This is a genomic window from Streptomyces sp. NPDC033229, from assembly GCF_055576875.1.
Genome location: NZ_JBVIQR010000031.1, coordinates 68,319 through 88,900 on the forward strand (window position 1 = coordinate 68,319; position 20,582 = coordinate 88,900).

27 protein-coding genes and 1 tRNA gene are annotated in these 20,582 nt (G+C 70.0%); 4 read left to right on the forward strand and 24 right to left on the reverse strand.

Annotated features, from left to right (window positions below):
- Window positions 1-186: 186 nt before the first annotated feature.
- The 17 genes from ACZ53N_RS25355 to ACZ53N_RS25435 form a co-directional block, all read right to left on the reverse strand.
- Window positions 187-1,662 (reverse strand): ATP-binding protein, encoded by a 1,476-nt coding sequence (locus tag ACZ53N_RS25355; RefSeq protein ID WP_469143082.1) that lies wholly within the window; start codon window positions 1,660-1,662, stop codon window positions 187-189.
- A gap of 2 nt (window positions 1,663-1,664) precedes the next feature.
- Complete coding sequence (locus tag ACZ53N_RS25360; RefSeq protein ID WP_469143083.1) at window positions 1,665-2,552, reverse strand: bifunctional DNA primase/polymerase; 888 nt, start codon at window positions 2,550-2,552, stop codon at window positions 1,665-1,667.
- A gap of 84 nt (window positions 2,553-2,636) precedes the next feature.
- On the reverse strand, window positions 2,637-3,758 hold the full coding sequence (locus ACZ53N_RS25365) for a DNA cytosine methyltransferase (RefSeq protein WP_469143084.1): 1,122 nt from the start codon (window positions 3,756-3,758) through the stop codon (window positions 2,637-2,639).
- Window positions 3,759-3,839: 81 nt separating this feature from the next.
- Window positions 3,840-4,304 carry a hypothetical protein gene (locus ACZ53N_RS25370; protein ID WP_469143085.1) on the reverse strand — a complete coding sequence of 155 codons (465 nt, stop codon included), beginning with the start codon at window positions 4,302-4,304 and terminating at the stop codon, window positions 3,840-3,842.
- A gap of 17 nt (window positions 4,305-4,321) precedes the next feature.
- The gene (locus tag ACZ53N_RS25375) at window positions 4,322-4,606 is read right to left on the reverse strand and encodes a hypothetical protein (RefSeq protein ID WP_469143086.1); all 285 of its coding nucleotides are present in this window, start codon (window positions 4,604-4,606) and stop codon (window positions 4,322-4,324) included.
- Complete coding sequence (locus ACZ53N_RS25380; RefSeq protein WP_469143087.1) at window positions 4,603-5,208, reverse strand: hypothetical protein; 606 nt, start codon at window positions 5,206-5,208, stop codon at window positions 4,603-4,605. The genes ACZ53N_RS25375 and ACZ53N_RS25380 overlap by 4 nt, the downstream gene beginning before the upstream one ends.
- Before the next feature lie 9 nt (window positions 5,209-5,217).
- The gene (locus ACZ53N_RS25385; RefSeq protein ID WP_469143088.1) at window positions 5,218-5,406 is read right to left on the reverse strand and encodes a hypothetical protein; all 189 of its coding nucleotides are present in this window, start codon (window positions 5,404-5,406) and stop codon (window positions 5,218-5,220) included.
- A gap of 4 nt (window positions 5,407-5,410) precedes the next feature.
- The gene (locus ACZ53N_RS25390) at window positions 5,411-5,689 is read right to left on the reverse strand and encodes a hypothetical protein (protein ID WP_469143089.1); all 279 of its coding nucleotides are present in this window, start codon (window positions 5,687-5,689) and stop codon (window positions 5,411-5,413) included.
- Window positions 5,690-5,830: 141 nt separating this feature from the next.
- Window positions 5,831-7,942, reverse strand: a complete 2,112-nt coding sequence (locus tag ACZ53N_RS25395) for a cell division protein FtsK (RefSeq protein ID WP_469143120.1) — start codon at window positions 7,940-7,942, stop codon at window positions 5,831-5,833.
- A gap of 152 nt (window positions 7,943-8,094) precedes the next feature.
- Window positions 8,095-8,412, reverse strand: coding sequence for a hypothetical protein (locus ACZ53N_RS25400; protein WP_469143090.1), 318 nt, complete (start codon window positions 8,410-8,412; stop codon window positions 8,095-8,097).
- A gap of 11 nt (window positions 8,413-8,423) precedes the next feature.
- Window positions 8,424-8,666, reverse strand: coding sequence for a hypothetical protein (locus ACZ53N_RS25405; RefSeq protein WP_469143091.1), 243 nt, complete (start codon window positions 8,664-8,666; stop codon window positions 8,424-8,426).
- A gap of 28 nt (window positions 8,667-8,694) precedes the next feature.
- Window positions 8,695-9,078 (reverse strand): RRQRL motif-containing zinc-binding protein, encoded by a 384-nt coding sequence (locus ACZ53N_RS25410; RefSeq protein ID WP_469143092.1) that lies wholly within the window; start codon window positions 9,076-9,078, stop codon window positions 8,695-8,697.
- On the reverse strand, window positions 9,078-10,388 hold the full coding sequence (locus tag ACZ53N_RS25415; RefSeq protein ID WP_469143093.1) for a hypothetical protein: 1,311 nt from the start codon (window positions 10,386-10,388) through the stop codon (window positions 9,078-9,080). The genes ACZ53N_RS25410 and ACZ53N_RS25415 overlap by 1 nt, the downstream gene beginning before the upstream one ends.
- Window positions 10,385-10,966: a hypothetical protein gene (locus ACZ53N_RS25420; RefSeq protein WP_469143094.1), complete on the reverse strand. Its 582-nt coding sequence runs from the start codon at window positions 10,964-10,966 to the stop codon at window positions 10,385-10,387. The genes ACZ53N_RS25415 and ACZ53N_RS25420 overlap by 4 nt, the downstream gene beginning before the upstream one ends.
- A gap of 71 nt (window positions 10,967-11,037) precedes the next feature.
- Window positions 11,038-11,682 carry a GGDEF domain-containing protein gene (locus ACZ53N_RS25425; protein WP_469143095.1) on the reverse strand — a complete coding sequence of 215 codons (645 nt, stop codon included), beginning with the start codon at window positions 11,680-11,682 and terminating at the stop codon, window positions 11,038-11,040.
- Window positions 11,579-12,223 carry a WhiB family transcriptional regulator gene (locus ACZ53N_RS25430; protein WP_469143096.1) on the reverse strand — a complete coding sequence of 215 codons (645 nt, stop codon included), beginning with the start codon at window positions 12,221-12,223 and terminating at the stop codon, window positions 11,579-11,581. Before ACZ53N_RS25430 ends, ACZ53N_RS25425 begins: the two co-directional genes overlap by 104 nt.
- Complete coding sequence (locus ACZ53N_RS25435) at window positions 12,223-12,510, reverse strand: hypothetical protein (protein WP_469143097.1); 288 nt, start codon at window positions 12,508-12,510, stop codon at window positions 12,223-12,225. The genes ACZ53N_RS25430 and ACZ53N_RS25435 overlap by 1 nt, the downstream gene beginning before the upstream one ends.
- A gap of 718 nt (window positions 12,511-13,228) precedes the next feature.
- On the opposite strand from ACZ53N_RS25435, the gene ACZ53N_RS25440 reads away from it, so the two are divergent.
- Window positions 13,229-14,269, forward strand: a complete 1,041-nt coding sequence (locus ACZ53N_RS25440; protein WP_469143121.1) for an XRE family transcriptional regulator — start codon at window positions 13,229-13,231, stop codon at window positions 14,267-14,269.
- On the opposite strand, the gene ACZ53N_RS25445 is transcribed toward ACZ53N_RS25440, so the two are convergent.
- Window positions 14,253-15,056 (reverse strand): NUDIX domain-containing protein, encoded by an 804-nt coding sequence (locus tag ACZ53N_RS25445; protein WP_469143098.1) that lies wholly within the window; start codon window positions 15,054-15,056, stop codon window positions 14,253-14,255. The genes ACZ53N_RS25440 and ACZ53N_RS25445 overlap by 17 nt on opposite strands.
- A gap of 380 nt (window positions 15,057-15,436) precedes the next feature.
- On the opposite strand from ACZ53N_RS25445, the gene ACZ53N_RS25450 reads away from it, so the two are divergent.
- Window positions 15,437-15,523 (forward strand) — tRNA-Ser (locus tag ACZ53N_RS25450).
- 148 nt (window positions 15,524-15,671) lie between these two features.
- Here the strand turns inward: ACZ53N_RS25450 and ACZ53N_RS25455 are convergent.
- Window positions 15,672-16,178, reverse strand: coding sequence for a carboxymuconolactone decarboxylase family protein (locus ACZ53N_RS25455; protein WP_469143099.1), 507 nt, complete (start codon window positions 16,176-16,178; stop codon window positions 15,672-15,674).
- A 95-nt stretch (window positions 16,179-16,273) separates the two neighbouring features.
- Window positions 16,274-17,086, reverse strand: a complete 813-nt coding sequence (locus ACZ53N_RS25460) for an NAD(P)H-binding protein (protein ID WP_469143100.1) — start codon at window positions 17,084-17,086, stop codon at window positions 16,274-16,276.
- Window positions 17,087-17,157: 71 nt separating this feature from the next.
- On the opposite strand from ACZ53N_RS25460, the gene ACZ53N_RS25465 reads away from it, so the two are divergent.
- Entirely contained in the window at window positions 17,158-17,574 is a 417-nt protein-coding gene (locus ACZ53N_RS25465; RefSeq protein ID WP_469143101.1) for a winged helix-turn-helix transcriptional regulator, read from the forward strand.
- Between the two features lie 157 nt (window positions 17,575-17,731).
- Complete coding sequence (locus tag ACZ53N_RS25470) at window positions 17,732-17,878, forward strand: hypothetical protein (protein WP_469143102.1); 147 nt, start codon at window positions 17,732-17,734, stop codon at window positions 17,876-17,878.
- A 246-nt stretch (window positions 17,879-18,124) separates the two neighbouring features.
- Here the strand turns inward: ACZ53N_RS25470 and ACZ53N_RS25475 are convergent, their stop codons facing one another.
- From ACZ53N_RS25475 to ACZ53N_RS25490, 4 genes are all read right to left on the reverse strand, one after another.
- Window positions 18,125-18,535, reverse strand: coding sequence for a VOC family protein (locus ACZ53N_RS25475; RefSeq protein WP_469143103.1), 411 nt, complete (start codon window positions 18,533-18,535; stop codon window positions 18,125-18,127).
- Between the two features lie 74 nt (window positions 18,536-18,609).
- On the reverse strand, window positions 18,610-19,002 hold the full coding sequence (locus ACZ53N_RS25480) for a helix-turn-helix domain-containing protein (RefSeq protein WP_469143104.1): 393 nt from the start codon (window positions 19,000-19,002) through the stop codon (window positions 18,610-18,612).
- A 315-nt stretch (window positions 19,003-19,317) separates the two neighbouring features.
- Window positions 19,318-19,722 carry a peptidase inhibitor family I36 protein gene (locus ACZ53N_RS25485; protein WP_469143105.1) on the reverse strand — a complete coding sequence of 135 codons (405 nt, stop codon included), beginning with the start codon at window positions 19,720-19,722 and terminating at the stop codon, window positions 19,318-19,320.
- A gap of 257 nt (window positions 19,723-19,979) precedes the next feature.
- Window positions 19,980-20,453, reverse strand: coding sequence for a hypothetical protein (locus ACZ53N_RS25490; RefSeq protein WP_469143106.1), 474 nt, complete (start codon window positions 20,451-20,453; stop codon window positions 19,980-19,982).
- Window positions 20,454-20,582: the final 129 nt, after the last annotated feature.

Consider the following 20,582-nt stretch of genomic DNA (forward strand, 5'->3'; position numbering starts at 1 on the left):
CGCAGCATCTCTCTTCTTAGGACAAGAAGGGGGGTGTCTGTGGTGGTGCGGTGCGACTCAAGGCGTGAAGAAGGAGCCGCTTCGCGCGCGACCTGTGCCAGGCGGCAAGCCGCCGGAACAGCAAGAGGAGCACGTCTGGCCCGGGGTGCTCCTCTTGCTTGTTCGGACCGGCGCTGGTGCCGCAGGTCAGAACGCCGCTGCCTGTTGAGGCGGCGGCGGTGCGGCGGGCCGGGTCATCTCGATGTAGCGGGCGGCACTGGTGCGGCCCCAGTCGATGAGGACGCCACGTGCGGCGAGGGTCGGTTGGAGTCGCTTGAGGCGGTCGGAGAGGACTTTGCCGGTGGTGGGCCAGCCCTTGGGCAGGGGACGGCACTCCTCCCCGCTGTAGAGGCCGGTGAGGCAGTGCAGCCACTCGGCCGACGTCATCCGCACCTCTGCGCCGGCGTCAAGGCCGGCGGCGTGCTGCAGAACGGTCTGGGCGAGAAGGTCACCCTCGATGACATCGTCATTGAGGTCGTCCAGGCTGGCCCGGTAGGCGCTGAGCGCTCCGAGACCGGTCGCCGCATCGAGCTGCGCGCACAGGTGTGCGAAGTCGGCCATGCGCAGGTCGGTCGGGATGTCCGCGTCAGCAGCGCGCACCTTGACGGTGAGATCGAGGAGGGAGCCGAGAACGACGGGCAGGATCTCTTCGTACTCCGCCCAAAGCTCCGCCTCGGTCCGCCGCACCTGGGGGCGTTCCAGGCGGAGCGGGAGCAGGCGTTCGGCGAGGTCGGGCCGGATGACGCCGACGTCGATGCCGGTCAGGAGCAGGGGGCGACGGTAGCGGGCCCGTACGACGTCGCCGTCGGTGTACAGGGCCCGCTTGACGGTCTCGGCCCCCGTCACGATGCAGCACATGGCATCGGACAGGTCCGGGGCCAGGTGAGACAAGTTGTCCAGGGCGGTGACCCACCCGGCGGCCACCGCCGCGATCAGGTTCTCCTCATCCTTCGGTGCGCGGCGTAGGTCGCCGCTCATGCCCTCGATGATCCGTACGAGCATCCGGCCACCGTTGGACTTGCCCGCGCCCTGGGGGCCGGTGAGGAAGGGGGCGGGGACGGGCACGGACGGTCCGAGGCAGCCGATGAGCCAGGCGATGGCCAGGCACTCGGTTGCCGCGTTGGCAAAGTTGCACAATCGCAGGATGAGATCGATGCCCTTGCCGTCGGTGTCCCTCGCCGGGAGCGGGAGTTCGCCGGTGAGCTGGGTGCGCCGCCAGCACACCTCCTGCGGGTCGGGGGTGAGGATGTCCCAGCCGGTGGGGTGGATGCGGACGGACTGTCCGTCGTTGCGGCCCAGGTCCAGCCACGTCGCCCCGTCGAATCCGGGGGCGACGCGGATGTGCACAGGCTGTACGTCCTCGGTCATGGCGAGGGCTTCGATCAAGTCCAACGCCTCTTTGAGCGCCGTCCCGTTGAACACGCCGCGTCCGTCCCTGAACAAGCCGACCATGAGTTCCTGGCGGTGGCTGCCCGAGGTGCCCTGGGAGCGGATCGGGCGCGCGACGGGGTGGCCGTTCTTCTGGGCGTACACGGTGCCGTCGGCGGTGCGGAAGTACCGGAAGTGCTGCTGTGCGTAGTCGGTGATGATCTCGCGGGCCGGGGTCTTCTCGTCGTCGGACACGGCTACACCCCCAGTGCGGTACGGGCGTTGGCCCATGCATCTGCGCAGTGCCGCAGGGTTTCCCCTTTGGCCTGCGCGGCGGTGAACAGTCGCGTCACGTGGGCATCGGTGAGGCAGCCGCACCGGCCATGCGCGGACAGCACGGCGAGAAAGGTCCGGTACACCGTCGTGTGGACCGCACTACGGGCCTCCGTAATGCGCTGTTCCGCCATGCAGATGCCGCGCTCCAGGTAGGCGGGCGTGCGGTGGCGGCACTCCCCGCCCCCGGTCAAGGCGGGCACGGCGCTGGCCTGCGGCGCAGGCCGAACCGTGGAGGCGCCTCTCCTGGCCAGCGCGCGGACGACCGCCGGCAACGCCGTAGCGGTGCCGGTGCCGTGCCCGCGCCATCGCACGTAGGCCATCGTGGACTTGATGTCGACACCGTCACGGACGGCGTTCGCAGAGCGCATGGTGCCCTGGTAGATCCAGTGCTCCCCGCGTGTCGTGGCCACCGTCCGGGTGGGCGGCAGGGTCTCGTGTGCCCATGCGACGGCCGCCGGGGTGTCGAGGTCGACCACGGTCAGCCCGGCCCCGGCGGGGTGGTAGGCGACGGCCACGGCCTGTCGCCACACCGGTGCCCATGCGGGGGAGGTGAGGACGCGGGGGTCGGTGGTGGCGGCTGCCCATGCGTGGCAGACGGCGGGGCACTGGCAGGTGCCCGCACTTTTCATGTTCGGCCTGCCGCCGCAGACGTTCCTGGCACAGGCGCGGCAGTTCCCGAAGGGGATTTTGCCTTTCCGCAGGGGCAGCACCGGCACACCGGCCGTAGCCAGTGCCAGCGCGGTTCGCAAGCGGTCCCCGGTGGGGTGATTCGTCAGGTGCGTGAGCGCGGTCTTGCAGTCAGATGTCATGCTGGGATTTCTCCTGTTTCTGCGAAGGGACGGGGAGCCGGGGCGGTCGCGACTTGTGGTGAGAGGCGACCGCCCCGGGCGTATCTACGCGGCGGTGGCGTGTCCTTCGACGCCAGCCGGGTGGAGCAGGGACCGCAGGGCGTAAGAGGCCTGTTGGGGGACCACGCCGTTGCCGAGTGCTTTGAGCTGGGCGGTGCGGGACAGCCCGGGGGTGTCGGTGACGTGCCCGGCGGGCAGGCCCATGAGCCATTCGACGAACGGCGGGTTCAGTCGTCCCAGAGCGTCAGTTGGCCCGGGGGCACGTCGCTGGAGGACGCGTTCCCAGCGGGCGATGGCGCCGGCGTAGTCGCCCCAATCCGGTGCGCCGCCGACGGGAGCGTCAGATCCCCCTTGCTGCCCCGCTGGTTCGGGCCGCCCTTCGTGCCGTCCGCCGCCCGCGGCGTCGGCAGGAGAGCCCCGGTGAACGCGAGGTCCGTCAGAGTCGAGGAGGTGCTGCGCGGATTGGGGGCGGTCGACTGCCGGGCTCCCTTGGAGTCCCCGACCACAGGTGTCGGCAGCAGCGAGACGACGTGCCGCAGGTTCATTCCGCCCTGTGCCGCATGCCCCGCTCCGGTCGCCTCGGACGTCGATGGCGTCGGCAGCAGCGAGGTGACGGCCGTCGGGAGCTGACCCGACTGTCCGCCCCCACTCCAGTCCCGGGCCGCCGGAGTCGGCAGGCCACGCGAGGACGAAAAGGCGTTTGCGCTGGTGGGCGGCGCCGATGTCGGACGCGCGAAGAGTGCACCACTGCGCATCGAACCCGAGGGCGGCAAGGTCACCGAGGACGGCGTCGAATCCGAGAGAAAGGTGCCCTGCGACGTTTTCAAAGACCGCGAAGCGGGGTCGTAGAACGCCAAGGGCACGGGCGATATGGGGCCAGATGTGCCGGGCATCTTCGGTTCCCTTCCTCTTGCCGGCGGAGCTGAACGGCTGGCACGGATACCCGCCCAGCAGCACGTCGACCGGTGCGACGCGGGCCCAGTCGACGGCGGTGATGTCGCCCAGGTTCGGCGCCTTGGGGTGGCGGTGGGTGAGAATGCGGCTGGCTCCGGGGTCGTTGTCGGCGACCCAGGCCAGCGAGCCGCCGAACACGTCCTGTACGGCCATGTCCAAGCCGCCGTATCCGGTGCACAGCGAGCCGAGCCGCAGCACTTCGGGAGGACTCATGGGGGTTCTCCTGTTTCTGCGAAGGGACGGAGAGCCGGGGCGGTCGCGGTCTTTGGAGAGAGGCGACCGCCCCGGGCATAGCTACTGGTCAGCCAGCCAGCGGGCGTATTCCTGGCGGACGTAGTGGCAGGGCTCGCAGGTGGCCTCTGTGTCGTCGAGGTCCATCAGCCGTAGGGCCGCCTCTGTCGCCGCCTCGTCCACGTCGCTGGGGACGTTCTGGGCGGCGTCCGCGAGGGCGATGCGGTCGAAGAGGGCGGCTTTGCGGAGCCAGAACTCCCGGCCCATCCGGGTGCCGAACGGCCTGTTGGCTGCCTGCTGGGCGACCCATCCGCTCTCGCTGACGATGCTCAGGGACGCGGCGTAGGCGACCTCCAGCACCGACCACCCCCCGTTCTCCGGGCGGTGGTCGGCGGTGATGTACAGGCGCACCCGTCGCCCGTCGCGGGTGGGCTGCTGGCGCACCACGCCGGTGGTGAACGCGGTGTTCAGGGCTTTGGTGATCTCGGGGGCGTCGGGTTCGGTGCAGATGACGCGGATCTTGAACATGGCTTCCTCTCGGGTGCTTAGAACGGAGGTTCGTCGCTGTAGCCCGCGCGCTTGCGGTGCCAGCCGTGGGGCTGGTGCGGCAGGGGCAGCAGGACCCATCGCAGGTCCTCGTTCCAGCAGTCGCAGGGCTCCCAGTCGGAGCCGTCGTATTCACCGGTCTCGGGGTGGCCGTAGGGGTGCTCGATGCCGCCGGTGCCCTCGCAGGTGTGGCAGTCGGGGCGGGGCGTGTCGGTCAGGATCAGCACTGGGCGGGGCCAGATCGCTCGCTGGACGCGCAGCCGGATTCGCAGGCGGCGGCTCATACGGACTTCCTTTCAGTGGCGGGCAGTTCGGGCAGGCCCGCTCGGGTGAGCTGAACGGCGTCGAAGCCGGGCAGCGCGGCCCGGGCGGTGAGCGCGGCGGCGAGGGCTTCGGCGTAGGCGGCGCCCTCGCGGGCGACCTGGATCTGTGCTCCGGCGCGCAGGGCTTCGACCCGCTCCACGTGGGCGTGTTCCTCGCGGCGTGCGGTGGTGTGCCGCTCGTGGGCGAGGTTCTCGCGGCGGTCGGTGCGCCAGTAGCGGGCGGCGAGTCCGTAGGCGACGGCGGTGGCCACCGCCCACAGCAGCAGCGGCAGCGACCAGCCGTCGGCGTACCCGGCGACCCCGGCGAACGCGAGGGCGCCGGAGGTCGCGAACGCGGTCCCGGCGATGACGTTGTCCCCCGCGTGCCCGGCGGAGGCGAAAGCGCCGGCCGTCGCGGCTGCGGCGGCGAGGGTGACCATGAGGGCGGCGTTGCCGGTGGAGTGTTCGGCGCCGTTGGCGTTCCAGATGCGCCCGAGGATGAGCACGGTGGACGTGGCCACGGCCGGGGCGGCTTTGGGTGCGGCGGCGGTGAGCCAGTGGCGGGTGACGAGAGGTTCGTTCACGGCCAGCTCCTACAGGTTGCCGAGGGCGTTGACGACGGCGGTGGAGAGGTTGTTGACGGGTCCGGCGGCGCCGGTGGAGGCGAGGTGGAAGCCGAACATGATGGCCACGAACGCGGAGCCGTAGCCGAGGGACTTGGAGCGCAGGAGGAAGAAGAGGACCAGGCCGAACAGGAAGACGAGCGAGATGGTGATGGCCACCGGGCTATCCCTTCGAGGCGGGGTGCTTGGGGTTGGGTGTGCCGTCGCGGTAGAGGCGCAGCCACAGGTTGTAGAGGTGGCGGCCGACGCGTATGCGCTTGCCGAGCCCGTCGCAGCGGCGGCAGTGCTTGCCGCGCTTGAGGCGTCCGCGCCGGTCGGTCTTCATCGCGTAGCCGAAGCCGCGGCACTTGCGGCAGTCGCCGAACGGCGAGGACGCACACACACTCACGTAACCGAGCGTAACGATGAGCAGGCAGGCGCTAGCAAGGAGCAGGAGGGTCATGGGGGTGCCTCTCGGGCAGGGTTCCGGGGTTTGCGCAGGTGGGGTGCTAGGTGCGAGGTGCCTGATCAAGTACGGTTTTGGGTGCTAGTAGGGGTGCTAGGCCTAGCAGTGGCGGGTGCTAGGCCTAGCACCGTCGCGAGGTCAGCCTCCGGGCCGCTTTCCGTTACGTTCAGTGATGGCTTTGGTGATGTCGGCGCGGGCGATGCCGCGGCGGGTGGTGCCTTTGCCCTTGTCGGTGGTGCCCCAGACGTCCTGCGCGGTGATGCCGTGCGGGCGCAGGTTGGTGGTCACCGTCTCGGCCCTCCACCCGCCGTAGACCTCCGGGCGCAAGGTGGCCAGGCGGGCGGCGACCTTTTCGTTCCAGACCTTGTCCTCGTCGGCGGAGACTACGTTGAGGATGTCGGCGAGGAGGTCGTAGGCGGCTTCGTCGCTCTGCGGTTGCTGGCCGATGGCGTGGCCGGTGACGTTGCCGTACTCCTCGCGCATCTTGCGCGCCCGGATGACGACCTGCTCGGCTTTGAGGGCGTCGACGAACGCGGAAGCGACGATGCGCGGATCGTCGCCTTCGCCGGCCATCCAGCAGATGCCCCGGTCGGTGCGGGAGAACATGGTGGCCCGGTACCCGGCCTTGTAGGCGCCGGTGCCGAGGACCATGTCATTGGCGGTGTGGCCCATGACTTTCAGGCAGAACCGCAGCACCGCGTTCGCGCTGATGCCCGGGGGCAGCGACTTGGCGTCGGGGCGTTGCGTGCCGAACATGCCGACGATGCCCAGGGCCGGTCCGCGCTTGGCGATGTCGGTGCAGATTTCCTCGATCTCCGCCCCGTACTTCTCGTGCTCGAACCCCTTTTGGCACTCGTCCAGGCCGACGACGATCGGATGCAGCCCAAGGGCCTTGTCGCTCGCCAGCTCGGGCGTGACCTTCGACTCCGGGCAGCGTGAGCGCGGCAGGGACTTGATGACCTTCGCCCGGCGGCGCAGTTCTTCCTTCAACTCCCGCAGTGCGTGAAGGGTGTAGAGGATGTCTTCATCCTCCTCACCTGCCCGGTAGCGGTGGCAGACCGGTTCCAGGGCGCCGAAGTCGCCGGTTCCCTTGAAGTCGAACGCGTAGAGCTCCGCGCGCGGGTCCAGGGCTGCGATCAGCAGGAAGAGGCGCATCAGGAACGTCTTGCCCATGCGCGGGATCGAGCCGACCACCACACTGGCGAACATCAAGGTCACGGCGACGTCGCCCATGCGCTGGTCGTTGCCGAAGACGACGGGCTTGAACAGATCCACGGTGCCGGATTTCAGCAGCGGCCACTCGGGCTTGGTGGTCTCGTTCATGGGCTTGTCGCCCACCCACAGGATCAACCGCCCCTCGTGCTCGGTGGGGTCGGCCGACGGCCACACGCAGCCGACCTTGCGGCGCAGGCCGGAGGCGAGGGGCTTGCGGGCCTCCATGATGTCCTCCGGGGTGACACCCCAGGGAAGGTCGAGATCAGCGCGGTAGCCGGGGCCATCGCGGGTGATCTCGGAGGTGAAGCGCATCCCGTTCATGTCGCCGCCCTTCTTGATGGCGGCCGACAACTTCGCGTTGCCGATGTTGTCCAGGGCCCGCAGCACGATCGGGCCGGTCAGCTTCTGGATCTCGGTTTTCAGCACCGCCGGCCCGATGACGGGGTGGTCCTGCGGGGTGCCCCAGAACCCGGTCACCAGCACCGCAGCCGCAGCCATGACACCGAGCCAGCCCGGGGCCATGACGTACAGGGTGAGAGCGAAGGCGGCGCCGAAGACGATGCCGACCAGGGTGACCAGGGTCCGCAGCCGCACCCGCCCGTCGCGCTGGCGGGACAGCTTCAGGTACTCCGCCGTGTTCTCCCTGCGCACCTCATACGCCCGCAAGGGGGCGCCTTCGGCGTCCCAGACCCACCGGCCGGTCTCCCGCACCAGGCGGGCCGTGCCGCGCGGGGCGTTCAGGCCGAGCTGGAGCGCGTACCAGGGGGTGCGGATGCCGTGGAAGACGGTGGCATAGAAAGCGTTGCTGGACGCCCGCTGAACGGTCGAGACGAACCCCGGCCTCGAGGTCAGCCAACTCGGCACGATCGGCCGCCGCTTGTACGTCGTGATACCCGGGGACGGCAGGCTGGGCGAGTCGACCGGCCGCAGCGCCGGCGCCTCTCCCTCCTCCTCGTCGTCCGGCACGGCCGGAGCAGCGGTAACGGAAGCTTCGGCAGGTGCGGGGGGCGGGCTGGTGGGGCGTTTGGTGGTGATGTCGAAGACCTCAGCGCCAGAGCGCTCGGGCTCTTCGGGCTGGTCAACGGTGTAGATCTCGGACACGGTGGGTCTGCTCCCTCATGTCGAGCGGGGTAGCGGGGCCCGGCCGGGCCGTAGGAAGCGGGCCGGGCCCCGCGCTGGACGGGTACTCAGTGGCGCCGGGTGAGCGCGTGGGCGGGGTGAGCAGCGGCGACTTCCTGCCACCGGCGGCTCTCGCCCGGGTCGCTGGTCCGTATCCGCACCCGGAACGAGCACCCGTAGACGCGGCACCGGTGCGTAGTCGCGGTCGCGGCCTCGAAGAGCTGGCGCACTGCCGCCGTGACCGTGGCGAAGATCGCCAGGACACACGCCGCAACGTCCATAACAGGGACCTTGCAGGCGTGGAGGCGGACCGCGTAGGAGACGGCGACACCCGCGCCGACGGTGGCGGCAGCGGGAAAGAGGAGGCGGCCGAGTCGGCGCTTCAAGTTGGCCCCCCTCAGAGCTGGTTGGGCTCCAGGGAGAAGAACATGGTGTTGGCTCCGGCCAGGTCCGGGTTGGCCGAGGTGATGTGGTTCTTGATGGCCGTGAAGACGTCGTGGCGGGTCGCTCCGGCCGGCGGGGTCCACGTGCCGTAGAGGCTGGAGGTCAGACGGCCCGGCAGCTCCAGGGTGATGATCCAGTGGTGGGACCCCTGCGTCTGGGCGGCCGGGATGCCGCTCTGCTCGGTCTGGGTGGTCACAGCAGAACTCCTTGAACGGTTGAGGTGGTCAGGTGGCGCTCTGTTCCTCGGGGTAGGCGCAGGTCACGCACATGCCGAGCGAGGTCGGGATGCAGTACCCGGCGTCGGCACGGCAGTTGGGGCAGGTGCGGCGGGCCGTCATGGCCCGGTCGAGGGCGGCCCGCCGGCCGGGGGTCATCGGCCGGACGGGCTTCGCCCCGGTGAGCGGGTAGAGGTAGGCGACCTGCACCCCGCCCCGGCGGCGGTTTTGGCGCATGATCTGCGCCGCGATCGGCTGACCGCCGGGGCGTAAGCCGCGGGCGCGGAGCTGGCGGCGGGTGGCCAGGCCGTCCGGGGCCAGACGCCACGGATACGTCGGTATCCCGTACCGGGCGCCGGTGGGGTCGTAGCACCGGCCGAACGTCGGCGACATCAGCCGACCTTCGTCCGGCTCGTGTCACGTCGGCGGTCGGCCTTGAGGGTCTCGCGCAGGGCTCGGGCCTTGGCCGGTGCGGTGTGCAGCGCCTTGCGGATCGCTTCGGCCGTCAGCTCCTCCTCTGCCCACCCTGCGGTGGCCTCACGGGCTTCGGTGAGGAGTTCGGCGTCGGTGCGGGTCGGCCTCGGGGTGCGGGCCGATTCCGGCACGCGGCCCGTGGCGCGGCGCGGTGCACGGGCGTCTGCGGCAAGGGCGCGGATCGATCGGACCGGCTCCGGCCCAGTGGCCCGATCGGTCGACTGACCGGCTGGTTGATCGGCCGGTGGGAAAGTCGATTCTTGCTGGTCAGCCCTAGATTGATTTGAGTCGGTAGACGGTGTTTCCTCCTGGTTTGTGAACCAAACGGGAGACGTGGGTCCGAGGAGAGGAATCGAGTCGTCCCCGGTGGTCCACAACCGGGCGGTGACCCGTTGCGGACCGGTGTCGGCGGCCGACTCGATGACCGAGCCGAGCCTCGACTCGGCGGCGAGTCGATCGGCCACCAGTCCGGCGGTGAGGCCGGGTGCGGCGCCGTGGCGGACCTGCCACGCGGCGGCGAAGGCGTTCTCGGCGGGCAAGGCTCCGTAGGGGGCGGCGGTGATGAGCCGGTCGGCGGTGCGGCAGACCTTTCGGTGGTGCCGTCGGCGCCGGCGCTCGTGCCGGGCCCGCTCCCGCTCCTGGCGGGTGGGTGCGTGGGTGCCGTGCAGGTGGAGTTCCCACATGCCGACGGCGAACAGCGACGCGGTGGCCAGGACGACACCGAGCCAGAGACCGTAGTCACGGCTGCCGTGCCAGAAGTTCACCCCGGCGGCCACGAGGGCGCTGGCCCATGTGGCGGCCCGGTAGCGGCCGGTCAGCTGACCCTCGTGGGCGGCTTTCGCCGCACCGAACGTCGCCGCCCACGCCCCACCCTCCAGCATCGCCGCCAGCAGCGCGGCGAGCAGCGGCCCGAGACCGGCGGTCGACAGGGCGGTGAACTGTGCCGCGAGGGCGGGAACGATGGCGCAGCCCATGACGACACCGGTGCAGATCAGCGCCCCATTCGCCACCACCCACGCACGGGTATCCCGCCAGCGGGCGGCGCGTTCCGCCTTGTCCTGCCGCTTCTCACCCCGGGCTGCGGCCCGGTCCGCCCGGTCCTGCTCACGCTCCAGACGCCGCGCTTCCCGCCGCGCCTCAGCCTGCGCGGCCTTATCGGCCCGATCCTGCTCCCGGTCACTCAACCGGTCCTGCCGACGCTGCTCCCGCCACACACCGAGGTCGCTCATGCCGCCACCTCCTCTGTCTCCTCGCACGGGACAGCAACGAAGGTCAGGTCGGCGTAGTGGGCGGCTTCGTGGCCGGTGAGGTGGCCGTGGTTGTCGATGGCTTCGGCCAGACGCAGCGCCCGGTCCCAGAGGTGGGAGAGGGCGGAGTCGGCGACGACCTGGACGGTGCTGTACTGCACGCCCGGCTTGTTGGCGCCGAAGTGCAGGTCCCTTCCGCACGCGGTGCGCAGCGTCTGGGCGAGGTTGTCGCGGTCGTCTCCGGCGCCCCGTTCGGCCGCCCACGCGCGCTGCGGGGTCCACAGACCCGCCTCACGCATCCAGCGGTCCTGGGCCCGCTCACCGGCCGCGCACATCGCCGCGTAGCCCATGTAGGAGACGCTCCATTTGCGGCCGTTCTTCACCCAGGCCGCGCCCCCTTCACCCGGGGTCTTGCCGAGGTCCTCCCGGATGTGGATCTCCACGACGGGGATGCCGAACGCCATGCACAGCACGGCATGCCCGGCCTCGTGGACTGCGATGGAGCGCCGCAGCGTGGCGTCCGGGAAGTCCAGGCACTCATAGAGGCTGGCGCCGGCCAACCAGGCCGCAGGTTCGGGATGACGGGTAAACACGGGGTGATCAAGGGCCCCGTCGGAGTTCACGTGCCAGGTCATCGGGCACCCCCTGCCGGGGACGCGGCACCGGGACGGCCGGTGCGGCGTCCGTTCGTGGTCGTCAGCACCGGGACCAGGCCGTCCGCGATGCACCAGCCACCGGTGGGCTTCGCCTCGTACATGGCCTCATCCGCCCGCCGCATCAGCGCCGACAGATCCACCGCACCCCGCTTGCCGTCCCAGATCGCGCCGAGGGAAGCACCCACCCGCACCGAACGCCCCTCAAAGTCGACCGGCGCGCAGAGCAGTTCGTGCAGGTCGAACAGTGCCCAGCTCAGGTCGGAAGGGCTGGTGCAGCGGAACACGGCGACGAACTCATCACCGCCCAGCCGGGCCACCGCCCCCGGCCGCCGGAGCGACTCGATCAGCCGCCGCCCAGTCGCCTGGAGAACCGCGTCACCAGCAGCGTGCCCGTGGGAGTCGTTGAGCTGCTTGAACCGGTCCAGGTCAATGACCACCACCGCAACAGCGCCCCCGCGCACCAGCTTCCGGGCACGGCGCCCGAAGATTTCGCGGGTCAGCAAACCGGTCAGCGGGTCACGCCGGGCTGCCTCGATCCGGCGCCGGAGCCACAGGCCGTGGAACGACCATCCGGCCGCCAGCGGACCGGCGGCGGCGACAGCGGTCAGAAGCTCGCTCATGCCGCGTCCTCCTTGGTCGACCCGGTGGCACGCAGACGGCGGTCAGCGGCAGCGTTGGCGTACCGGCACGCGTCGCAGGCGCTTTCCCCGTTGCGGCGGTGCTTCCGGTAGCCGCGGCGGGTACCGCACCGCACCGCACCGGTTCGCGCCTCGCCTTGGCGCCTGCGGGGGCCGCCACCGGCGCGGCCACGGGCAGGGCAGTCTGGGCGGTGCGCTGGTAGATCTCGTAGCGCTCTTTCGGGCTGGCCCCGCCGCGGATGCCGAAGCGGCGACGGTGGCTGGCGTTGCCCTCTTCCTTGAGGGCATTCGCCAGGCACCTCTCGATCACGGGGCAGTGAGCGCAGATCTCCCGTGCGAGCGCCGCCGTGCGGTGGTCACCGCGCTCGGGGTAGAACAGTTCGGGCTCAATCGCCTTGCACAGCGCGTTCTTGAGGCCGGGGTCCGGCGTCGGGTCGAAGCCCAGCGTCCCGGCCGCAGAGCCGCGCGGCAGGTGCGCGGAACGCCTCCCTGTGATGACGGATGTCGACTGCGGGCGGCCCATCACGCCACCGCCCTGCGAACGGTCCGCGCCTTGCCCCTGGCGGGCAGCCGGCGGACGATGAACAGGTCCGGGGCGTGCTCCTCGATCGCCTCGGCGGCAGCCCGCGCCACCCGGTCGACCAGGCCGGGGTCCTCGCCCAGGATGTCCCGGGCCGCGTCCAGACGGGCCGCCCGCTCCTCCTTGGACTCCCCCGGCTCCCCGAGCCACAGTTCAACCGGGGTGCCCAGTGCCAACTCGATGAAATCGGTACCGCTGACGACCTGATGGCCGCCTATGTACGCACGCATGGATCTCTCCTGACTCGAAGGGACGGAGGGAACCGAGCGGTCGCGGTCTTGGAGAGAGGCGACCAGCTCGGCATGGAGCCCTGTGATTCCGGCTCCCCTCAGCCCCGCCCGTACGGCCACGACGGCCGGACGGGCGGAGGAGGCAACCGGCCGCAGCGCACGGCGGCGCTGCGGAAGGCTGAGCAAGTGCTGTGCATGTCTCCTTCGGGACTGCCGCGCCCGTATCAGGTAGCGCAGCCATGGCCCGTTTTAGGCAGAGACGTGACCTTTCGGTCTGTGCCCTCCGGACTGCAAAGGCGCCGGGTACCTCCCCCCGTCCAGTGCGGGGCCCCTGAGCCTGATCTCCCGGGCCCGTCGGGTCGTGCAGGTCTTGCGGCGCAGTTCGGCGGTTTCGCTCCGCCTAACTGGTGCGCACCAGAAGGATGGCATCTGGTGCGCACCAGATGCAAGCCCTTCGTTCGAGCGAGTCATGAACTGCCGCTCTGTGCACGCCTCTAGGGAAGCCCGACGGACAACGAGTCGGTAGCCAACAGGGGTTAACAGCGGCGCTGTTAACCCCTTGTGAGCTGCGGTGATTGCGGAGGGCCGATAGTTGCGCTCAACTGGCCTTCCAGCAGGAGGAGGTGCCTGAGTGAATGAGCGCATGAGGCAGGCGCGGATAGCACGCGGTTCTCAGGAGTGGCTGGTGCGAGCGATCGAGCGCTATGCACAGGAGCACATGATCGAGGTAGCTTCCACTCGCAGCCTCCGCGTGTACGTGTCGGAGTGGGAGAACGGCAAGCGCGCGATCAAGGGGCGGTATGCGGAGGTGTTACGCAACATCCTGGGGCTGACGGATGAGGAACTGACATCCAGGCCAGTGGCGGAGGCTGCCCCTGCCGTGGATGGGTACGACGAGTTGATCGGCCGGATCGACTCCGCCAGGAACGTCAGCATGACCTTGGTCCAGACGTTCCTGGACCAGACCGAACTCCTGCGAACCTTCGACCGCCAGATGGGCGCTGCGGGCCTCGTGGACCAGATGGCCGGCCACCTGGCGAAGCTTGAGGATGCGCTGACCTTCGCAGTGCTCCCTGAGACCCGCCGACCCGTGGCCGTTGCACTGACAGGCGCCGCGACACTCGCTGCGTGGCAGGCGCTGGATGTAGGCGCCGTTGAGCGCGCATGGCGGCACTACGAATTAGGGAAACGAGCTGCTCAAGAGGCGAACGAACCCATGTACCTGGCGCACGCCATGGCGGAGCAGGCCTACGTGCTCTGCGACGCGGGGAGGCCCGCGCTGGCGGTAGAGCTTGTGCGCGACGCATGGCGGGCAGGGGGTGATCACCTGTCTCCGCGACTCCAGGCGTGGCTACACGCGGCGGAGGCTGAGATCTGCGCCCGAGCGGGAATGGGGGATGACTGTCGGCGCTCGCTCGACAAGGCCGCGGCTTGCCTCCCCGATGGCCCTGAGGACCGCGACCCCGACATGCTGAGCATCTTCCTGAACACGGGGCACCTGGCCCGTTGGCGCGGGAACGCCCTGGCCATGCTCGGCGACGACGATGCCGTCGGCAGCCTCTACACGGCGCTCGACGCCCAGGACCCGACGTTCATCCGAGCATCGGCCGGGCTGCGTTGTGAGCTGGCGCAGGCACACCTTGCTCGGGAAGAGTTCGATCAGGCTCGGGAGCACCTGCGACATGCCAGGTTGCTGGCGGGCCGCACCGGCTCGGTGCGGCACCGCCGAAGGATCGAGCAGATTACCGGGCGGCTCTAGGGGCCCCCTCGCCACGAGTGGCGAGCAGGTGCAAGAGGGCAACCAGCGTGCCTGACCCCATCAGCTCATCGCGGGCCATAAGCCCCGGAACATCGGCCAACGGTACCCATTCGACGTGGCCGGCTTCCTCAACGTCCGTTGGGTCGCCGACATGCTGAGCCCCGCGCCCGACGAAGATCTCATGAGGAGAGTCCACCATGCCGACCATGGGCTGATAGGTGACTACGTGCTCCAGGACGTCCGGTCGCCAGCCCGTTTCCTCCTCCACTTCCCGTAGAGCGGTGGAGAGGGCGTCTTCCCCAGCGTCCACGATGCCCCCAGGGAGTTCCCAGCCCCACTTGTCCGGCACAAAGCGGTACCGCCAGAGCATCAGGACGCGGTCCCGGTCATCGAGAACTGCGGCGATGGACACGTGCTGTAGCCGCACGACATGGTGTTCGAACCGCTCGACACCCGGAGGCTCGACGTCGACCAGGTCGAGCTTCACCCACCGGTTGTCGTAGACGGTGCGCTCGCCGTGAATCTGCCATTGCTCCAGTACTCCGGGGGAGCTGACGCTTACGCCTTCGTCTGCCGGCGCGGCGGGCACGGTGTACGAGCTGCGGCCGCGAACTTCCAGCACGCCTTCGGCGACGAGCCGGGCCAGCACTTGCCGGAGGGCGGTCCGGCCAATGTCGAGCTGCTCCACTAGCGTGCGCTCCGACGGGAGCTTGTCCCCGGGGGACAGCTCTCCAGACTCGATCCATTCCCGGAGCGTCTTGTCGACCCGCGCGGTCTTCGGTCCCATCCCCTGAGCACACTCCCGAGTCGTCGTCTGGCGCCTACCAGCGTAACGACCCGGTTCTGTGCTCGTACCGATGGTGGCTTTCGGAGCGCTGACCAAGGTGAAGTCCTTCGGCTAGGCGAATACGACCCTCCACTACATACCCGCTGCTGCGGTGCTCAGCGGCAATCCAGGCGTCGGCCGCCTGAGATCCAGAGACGGGTGCGTGGCCAACCTGCGGCCAAGGCAAGCGGGTGACGTCGCTATCCGGTCGGGGCGGCGGGGCGGTGATCGCCCGTCTGGCGACGACCGGGGGGACCGTCGGTCCCTTCCCGTGACCAGGGCCGCACGCCGGATTCGTCGACCCGGTAGGCTGTCCACGCGTCGCCCAGCGGGTGGCGCGGGGAGGCTTGCCCGAGCGGCCTAAGGGAACGGTCTTGAAAACCGTCGTGGCAGCGATGTCACCGAGGGTTCAAATCCCTCAGCCTCCGCCGTGTGGCCGTCCGGCCAGGTGAGAAGGGGTGCCCCGATTTCGGGAGCACCCCTTTCGCACAGCCGGGCGCGCAGGTGTCGCCAGGCAGGTGACGCTGTGTCGGATGGCTCAAGTCCGCTTACTGCGCGGACCTTGCCCCGGTTGGCTCAGTTCCACGGGTCCGTGAAGGAACGGCCGGGGACGGGCTTGGCTATGAGGGCGATGGAGATGAAGAAGTTGACCTGCCCGATCGCGATCATCAGGGTGGTGAGCGCCTTGGGGTCGTAGTGCTCGGCCACCTGCGCGTAGAGCTCGTCGGACACCCGCTCGCCCTGCGCCGAGGGCTGGAGCACGGCCTCCACCAGGGCCAGCGCGGCACGCTCGGCGGGGGTGAAGTAGGGCGAGTCCTGCCAGGACGCCACCGAGGTGATGCGCTCTTCCGACTCGCCGGCCTTGCGCAGGAAGCCCGTGTGCAGGACGGTCAGGTAGGTGTTGGCGACGATCTGGCCGGCGCGCAGGTGCATCAGGCTGATCGTGGTGCGCGGTACCGAGTGGTTGCCGGCGGCCTTGAAGAGTGCCGCCGACACCTCCGCCATCTCGGGGACGAGCTCCACCGGGTCCTGGGTCAGCCGCGGAGCCATCGGGGGCTGTGCGGTGATCGAGTGCGCGTTCATGGGTGTCTCCTCGGGTCTTTCGCGTTGCTGTCACTGCCCTGACGGATGCCGTCGGGTGAATGTGACAGGTGGGGCGACCCGAATCGGAAAAAGTTTCAGCCGGTGACCGTGGCCTTGTACACGTCCAGGGCAGGCCGGGGCTCGCGGCCCAGGAGGGTGCGCAGGGCGTTGCCTTCGATCGCGTCGCCGTCGAGGAAGCCACCGGCGATCGCCGAGTACGTGCTGACCAGCATCGGCACCTGGTAGGGCAGTGCCTCGCCCGCCTCGGTGATCGCCGCGCGGGTCACGCCGAGCGAGGCGGGTTCGTACGAGCCTCCGATGGCGGCGGCCAGTTCGGCACCACCCAGGGCCCGCTCGCCGACGAGTTCGTACACCCGCCCCGCGTGCCGTTCCGGCTCGGTCACGACCCGGGCCGCCACCGTGGCGAGGTCGGCGCGGGCCACCGCGGCCAGGCGGCCGTCGCCCAGCGGTGCCGCGATCGTCCCGTCGGGCCCCGGGGCGGCGATGGCGGCGAGGAACTCGGCGTAGAGCCCGTTGCGGAGGATCGTCCACGCCAGCGGGCCGCGCTGGAGGCGGCGTTCGGTCCAGCGGTGGGCCAGCGCGTACGTCAGGTGGTCGCCGTCGCCGCTGAGGCTGGTGTAGACGACGTGCCGCACGCCCGCCTTCTCGGCCGCCGATATCGCCGCGTCGTGGCGGGCGATGACGACGTCGTCCTCGCCGTATCCGGCGGAGACGATCAGCAACGTGTCCACGCCGGTGAAGTCGATCGAGGCCGGGTCGTCGAAGTCGACGCGCCGTTCGGCGGTGGTGCGGGGGGTGCGGGTGCCGAGCACGACGTCGTCCCGCCCGGCCAGTTCGCCGACGATGAGCTGACCGAGCGCGCCGCCCGAACCGGTGACCAGAATCATTTCAATCTCCCTGCTGAGCTGTGTGTTTCCATCATCGGGAGCGAGTTTCGATCGCGTAAGGAGGCACATTGATGTCAGTAGGGAACACGGCGGTAACCACCCCCGTGCATGACAGCCCCGTGATTGTCTGCGAGACGCCCCAGGACGAGTGCGGCGTGCGGGACGTGCTGGACCGGCTGGGCGACAAGTGGTCCGTCTACGTGGTGGTCGAACTCGCCTCCGGCCTCAAGCGGTTCAAGGAGTTGCAGCGCGCCATCCCCGGCAACATCTCGCAGCGCATGCTCACGCTCACCGTCCGGCGGCTGGAGCGCGACGGCCTGGTGAAGCGGACCGTGTACCCCACCGTGCCGCCCCAGGTCGAGTACGAGCTGACGGACATGGGCCACAGCCTCACCCACCTCGTGAAGTCCCTGGCCGACTGGTCGATCGCCCACCGGCCGGTCATCGCTGCCTCGCGGGCGGCCTGGGACGCCGCCGCGGAAATCTGACTACCGTGCTGAAACTACACGCCGTATAGTTTCCCCGCACCGTATTGGCGGTAGGGGGCGCAGCCATGCACATCGGAGTCATCGGGGCCGTGGGCGGCATCGGCAGTCGCGTCGTCACCGAAGCCCTGGGGCGGGGCACATCGCCCCCGGCGAACGCATGGGCCGCTTCCGCGTCGGCGGCGACCAGTTGATCCTGGACGCGGACGGACGCAGTCGCATCTCCATGGAGGATGCCGCGGTCGCACTCGTCGACGAGGCGGAGCTGCCGCGGTTCGTGCAACGCCGCTTCACGGTCGGCTACTAGGGCGCACCACCGCTGCGCGGCGGTGTCCTCAATCGCCGGAGGGGCTGGTTGGCTGAGCCCAGCCACCACCAGCCCGTCCGGCGTTTGAGGACGCGCCCGCAGGGCGCCCACTCGCCGTAGGCGGCAACGACGGGCCCGCAGCCGACGGGCTGGGCGCGCACCCCGCATCAGCCCAACCAAGCCCGTCCGGCGCTTGAGGACGCCTGTTCGCCGCCGCAGGCGGTAACGACCCCACCCCCAAAGGCGTCAGCCCTTCGGCTGGGTGAAGCGGATGCGGTTCCCGAACGGGTCCCGGAGGCCGCAGTCGATTCCGTAGGGCCGCTCCGTGGGCTCCTCGGTGAATTCCACGCCCCGGGCCAGCAGCGTCTCGTACGTCTTGCGGCAGTCGTCCGTGGTGAAGATGAGCCAGCCGCCCATCGCGCCCTTGGTCACCAGCTCGCGGACCTGCTGCGCCGTCTCCTCGGACATCGCCGGGGCGCCCGGCCGCTCCAGCAGGATCTGGCGCTCGGGGTGGCCGGGGACGCTGACGGTCAGCCAGCGCATGAAGCCCATGTCGACGTCGGCGGCGACCTCCAGGCCGAGCTTGTTGACGTAGAAGTCGTAGGCCTCGTCCTGGTCGAGGACGTATATCTGCGATTGCGTGATGGCGTTGAACATGTGCATCACGCTACGGCGCGGGCCGCCCGAAAACTTATCCAAAACTGCTCAGTGCCGACGGCCGGGACGGGCAGTCACGCGCTCGGCCGCGTCCACGCCATCGTGAAGCACGTCGGTACGCCCGTGGGCGTCGCCTCCTTGCGGTACGTCCTCGGCGACCGGCCGACGATGTCGCTGAACGTACGGCTGAACGTGCCCGTGCTGCCGAAGCCGACCTCGAAGCAGATGTCCGTGACACTGCGGTCGGTCTCGCGCAGCAGGAACATCGCCCGCTCGACCCGGCGGCGCTGGAGATAGCGGTGGGGCGTCTCGCCGAACGTGGCCCGGAAGGTGCGCGTGAAGTGCGCCGGTGACACATGGGCGATCCGTGCCAGGGCCGGGACGTCCAGCGGCTGCGCGTACGCGCGGTCCATCGCGTCCCGGGCCCGCAGCATGCGGCGGTTGGTGTCTTCGGCAGCGCTGCGCATTGGCGCGGTCTCCTGGTGGTTCGACGGCCTGTCAGCTGAACCTAGCGGCTGCCCGGTTGGTCTTCGGCTGCGGGCCGTCGTTGCCGCCTGCGGCGGCGGGCGCCCTGCGTGGATGTGGCCGAGGCCAGCCACATCAAGCCCGCTGGGGGCACCTCCCAGCGGTGGCTGGGGGAGTTCGAGGACGCCGCCGCGTAGCGGTGGTGCACCCCGGCGGGCCTTCGGCTGCGGCCGGTCTTGCCGCCTGCGGCGGCGGGCGCCCTGCGGGCGCGTCCTCAATCGCCGGACGGGCTGGATGTGGCTGACCTCAGCCGCTAGCTAGCCTTCGCCGGGAGGCGTCCCGCAGGACGGGCCGCCCGGGCCGTCGAACTGCACCGAGCTGAAGAAGTCCCGATAGTCAGGGAAGAAGTTGCCCTTGCCGGTCGGGCCGGAGGAGGTGACGGCCGTGCAGCCGGAGTAGTGCGCGTCGGACCAGAGGTAAATGGTCGAAGGGGTCCGGTTCCAGTCCGACTTGGCCCTGTCGTTCATACCGAGCGCCGCGAGGTCGGGCGCGTTCCCGCGCAGCATGATCATGTCGCCGGTGCCGTCGAGCCCCGAGAACATGCAGTAGTAGCCGTCAAGGCACCGGTCGTACCCGTCGGCCGCATGGGCCGTGGAGACCGGCAGGACGCCCGCCGCCGCGACGGCCACCGAGACGAGCAGGGTACGAAACGTGTTTCTCATCTGCTGCCACTCCTTGGCCTGGTTCCCGAAGATGCGTCGACTGTCGCACCGCACGCACCGCACAGTTCAGCCGAAGCCTTCCCCACCAGTGCCTCAGCCCTACACAGACCACAGGTAGTGCGGGAGCCGTCAGGAGCGCGCACAGCAGCCTCGCACTACTCCGCACTACTCCCGCACGCGGGAGAGCGCCGGTGCTCACCGCTCCGCACCGGCGCCCGTGCGCTCCCGCGCGCTGAGCTACGACCCCTCCGCCGCCCCTACAGCGGGACAGGCACCTGGAGCGGTCCTGTCCCCTTCTGCGCGCCCGGCACCTTCGCCGCCACGCCCTTGAGGTCCGCGGCGAACGTGTTGGCGGCGGCCGTGGTCCCTGCCGAGTCCTTCTTCGCCACCTCGTCGACGATCTTGGTGACGTCCTTGATCAGCTTGTCCAGCGCCTGCTTGAGCTCGTCGAGGGGGTCCGGGGCCGCCGCGGACGACTCGAGCAGCTGTCCCGCTGACGTCTCCAGCTGCTGCTGGAGGGCGGTGAGCTTCGCCGCGTCGGGAGACGAGGACCGCGCTTCCTGGACGATCCGGTGGCCCACGGCGACGGTCTCCGCCAGGGCGCTCGGGGCGTGGGCGGCCACGGCCGCGTGGCCGGTCTCCGGCGCTGCGGCCAGTGCCGGGGCGGTGACGCCCAGGACGAGCGAGCCGCAGACAGCGGCCATGGCAGTGGATGCGAGCGTGATGCGCATGCTGGGCGCTCCCCATCGGTTCGGTGTGCTCGGGTGACTGTCTGCCCAACCTGCGTGGGTGCCCCCTGCCCCGCAACCCGGTCCTGGCCCCGGATGGGCGAGCCGACGAGCTGACGTCACCCCACCGAT

Excerpts from the sequence above, each read along its gene's own strand:
- ACZ53N_RS25360 (WP_469143083.1), bottom strand. The coding sequence starts at position 2,552 with ATGACATCTGACTGCAAGACCGCGCTCACGCACCTGACGAATCACCCC.
- ACZ53N_RS25365 (WP_469143084.1), bottom strand. The coding sequence starts at position 3,758 with ATGAGTCCTCCCGAAGTGCTGCGGCTCGGCTCGCTGTGCACCGGATAC.
- ACZ53N_RS25370 (WP_469143085.1), bottom strand. The coding sequence starts at position 4,304 with ATGTTCAAGATCCGCGTCATCTGCACCGAACCCGACGCCCCCGAGATC.
- ACZ53N_RS25375 (WP_469143086.1), bottom strand. The coding sequence starts at position 4,606 with ATGAGCCGCCGCCTGCGAATCCGGCTGCGCGTCCAGCGAGCGATCTGG.
- ACZ53N_RS25390 (WP_469143089.1), bottom strand. The coding sequence starts at position 5,689 with ATGACCCTCCTGCTCCTTGCTAGCGCCTGCCTGCTCATCGTTACGCTC.
- ACZ53N_RS25410 (WP_469143092.1), bottom strand. The coding sequence starts at position 9,078 with ATGTCGCCGACGTTCGGCCGGTGCTACGACCCCACCGGCGCCCGGTAC.
- ACZ53N_RS25415 (WP_469143093.1), bottom strand. The coding sequence starts at position 10,388 with ATGAGCGACCTCGGTGTGTGGCGGGAGCAGCGTCGGCAGGACCGGTTG.
- ACZ53N_RS25425 (WP_469143095.1), bottom strand. The coding sequence starts at position 11,682 with ATGAGCGAGCTTCTGACCGCTGTCGCCGCCGCCGGTCCGCTGGCGGCC.
- ACZ53N_RS25430 (WP_469143096.1), bottom strand. The coding sequence starts at position 12,223 with ATGGGCCGCCCGCAGTCGACATCCGTCATCACAGGGAGGCGTTCCGCG.
- ACZ53N_RS25435 (WP_469143097.1), bottom strand. The coding sequence starts at position 12,510 with ATGCGTGCGTACATAGGCGGCCATCAGGTCGTCAGCGGTACCGATTTC.
- ACZ53N_RS25440 (WP_469143121.1), top strand. The coding sequence starts at position 13,229 with ATGATCGAGGTAGCTTCCACTCGCAGCCTCCGCGTGTACGTGTCGGAG.
- ACZ53N_RS25445 (WP_469143098.1), bottom strand. The coding sequence starts at position 15,056 with ATGGGACCGAAGACCGCGCGGGTCGACAAGACGCTCCGGGAATGGATC.
- ACZ53N_RS25455 (WP_469143099.1), bottom strand. The coding sequence starts at position 16,178 with ATGAACGCGCACTCGATCACCGCACAGCCCCCGATGGCTCCGCGGCTG.
- ACZ53N_RS25460 (WP_469143100.1), bottom strand. The coding sequence starts at position 17,086 with ATGATTCTGGTCACCGGTTCGGGCGGCGCGCTCGGTCAGCTCATCGTC.
- ACZ53N_RS25465 (WP_469143101.1), top strand. The coding sequence starts at position 17,158 with ATGTCAGTAGGGAACACGGCGGTAACCACCCCCGTGCATGACAGCCCC.
- ACZ53N_RS25470 (WP_469143102.1), top strand. The coding sequence starts at position 17,732 with ATGGGCCGCTTCCGCGTCGGCGGCGACCAGTTGATCCTGGACGCGGAC.
- ACZ53N_RS25475 (WP_469143103.1), bottom strand. The coding sequence starts at position 18,535 with ATGTTCAACGCCATCACGCAATCGCAGATATACGTCCTCGACCAGGAC.
- ACZ53N_RS25480 (WP_469143104.1), bottom strand. The coding sequence starts at position 19,002 with ATGCGCAGCGCTGCCGAAGACACCAACCGCCGCATGCTGCGGGCCCGG.
- ACZ53N_RS25485 (WP_469143105.1), bottom strand. The coding sequence starts at position 19,722 with ATGAGAAACACGTTTCGTACCCTGCTCGTCTCGGTGGCCGTCGCGGCG.
- ACZ53N_RS25490 (WP_469143106.1), bottom strand. The coding sequence starts at position 20,453 with ATGCGCATCACGCTCGCATCCACTGCCATGGCCGCTGTCTGCGGCTCG.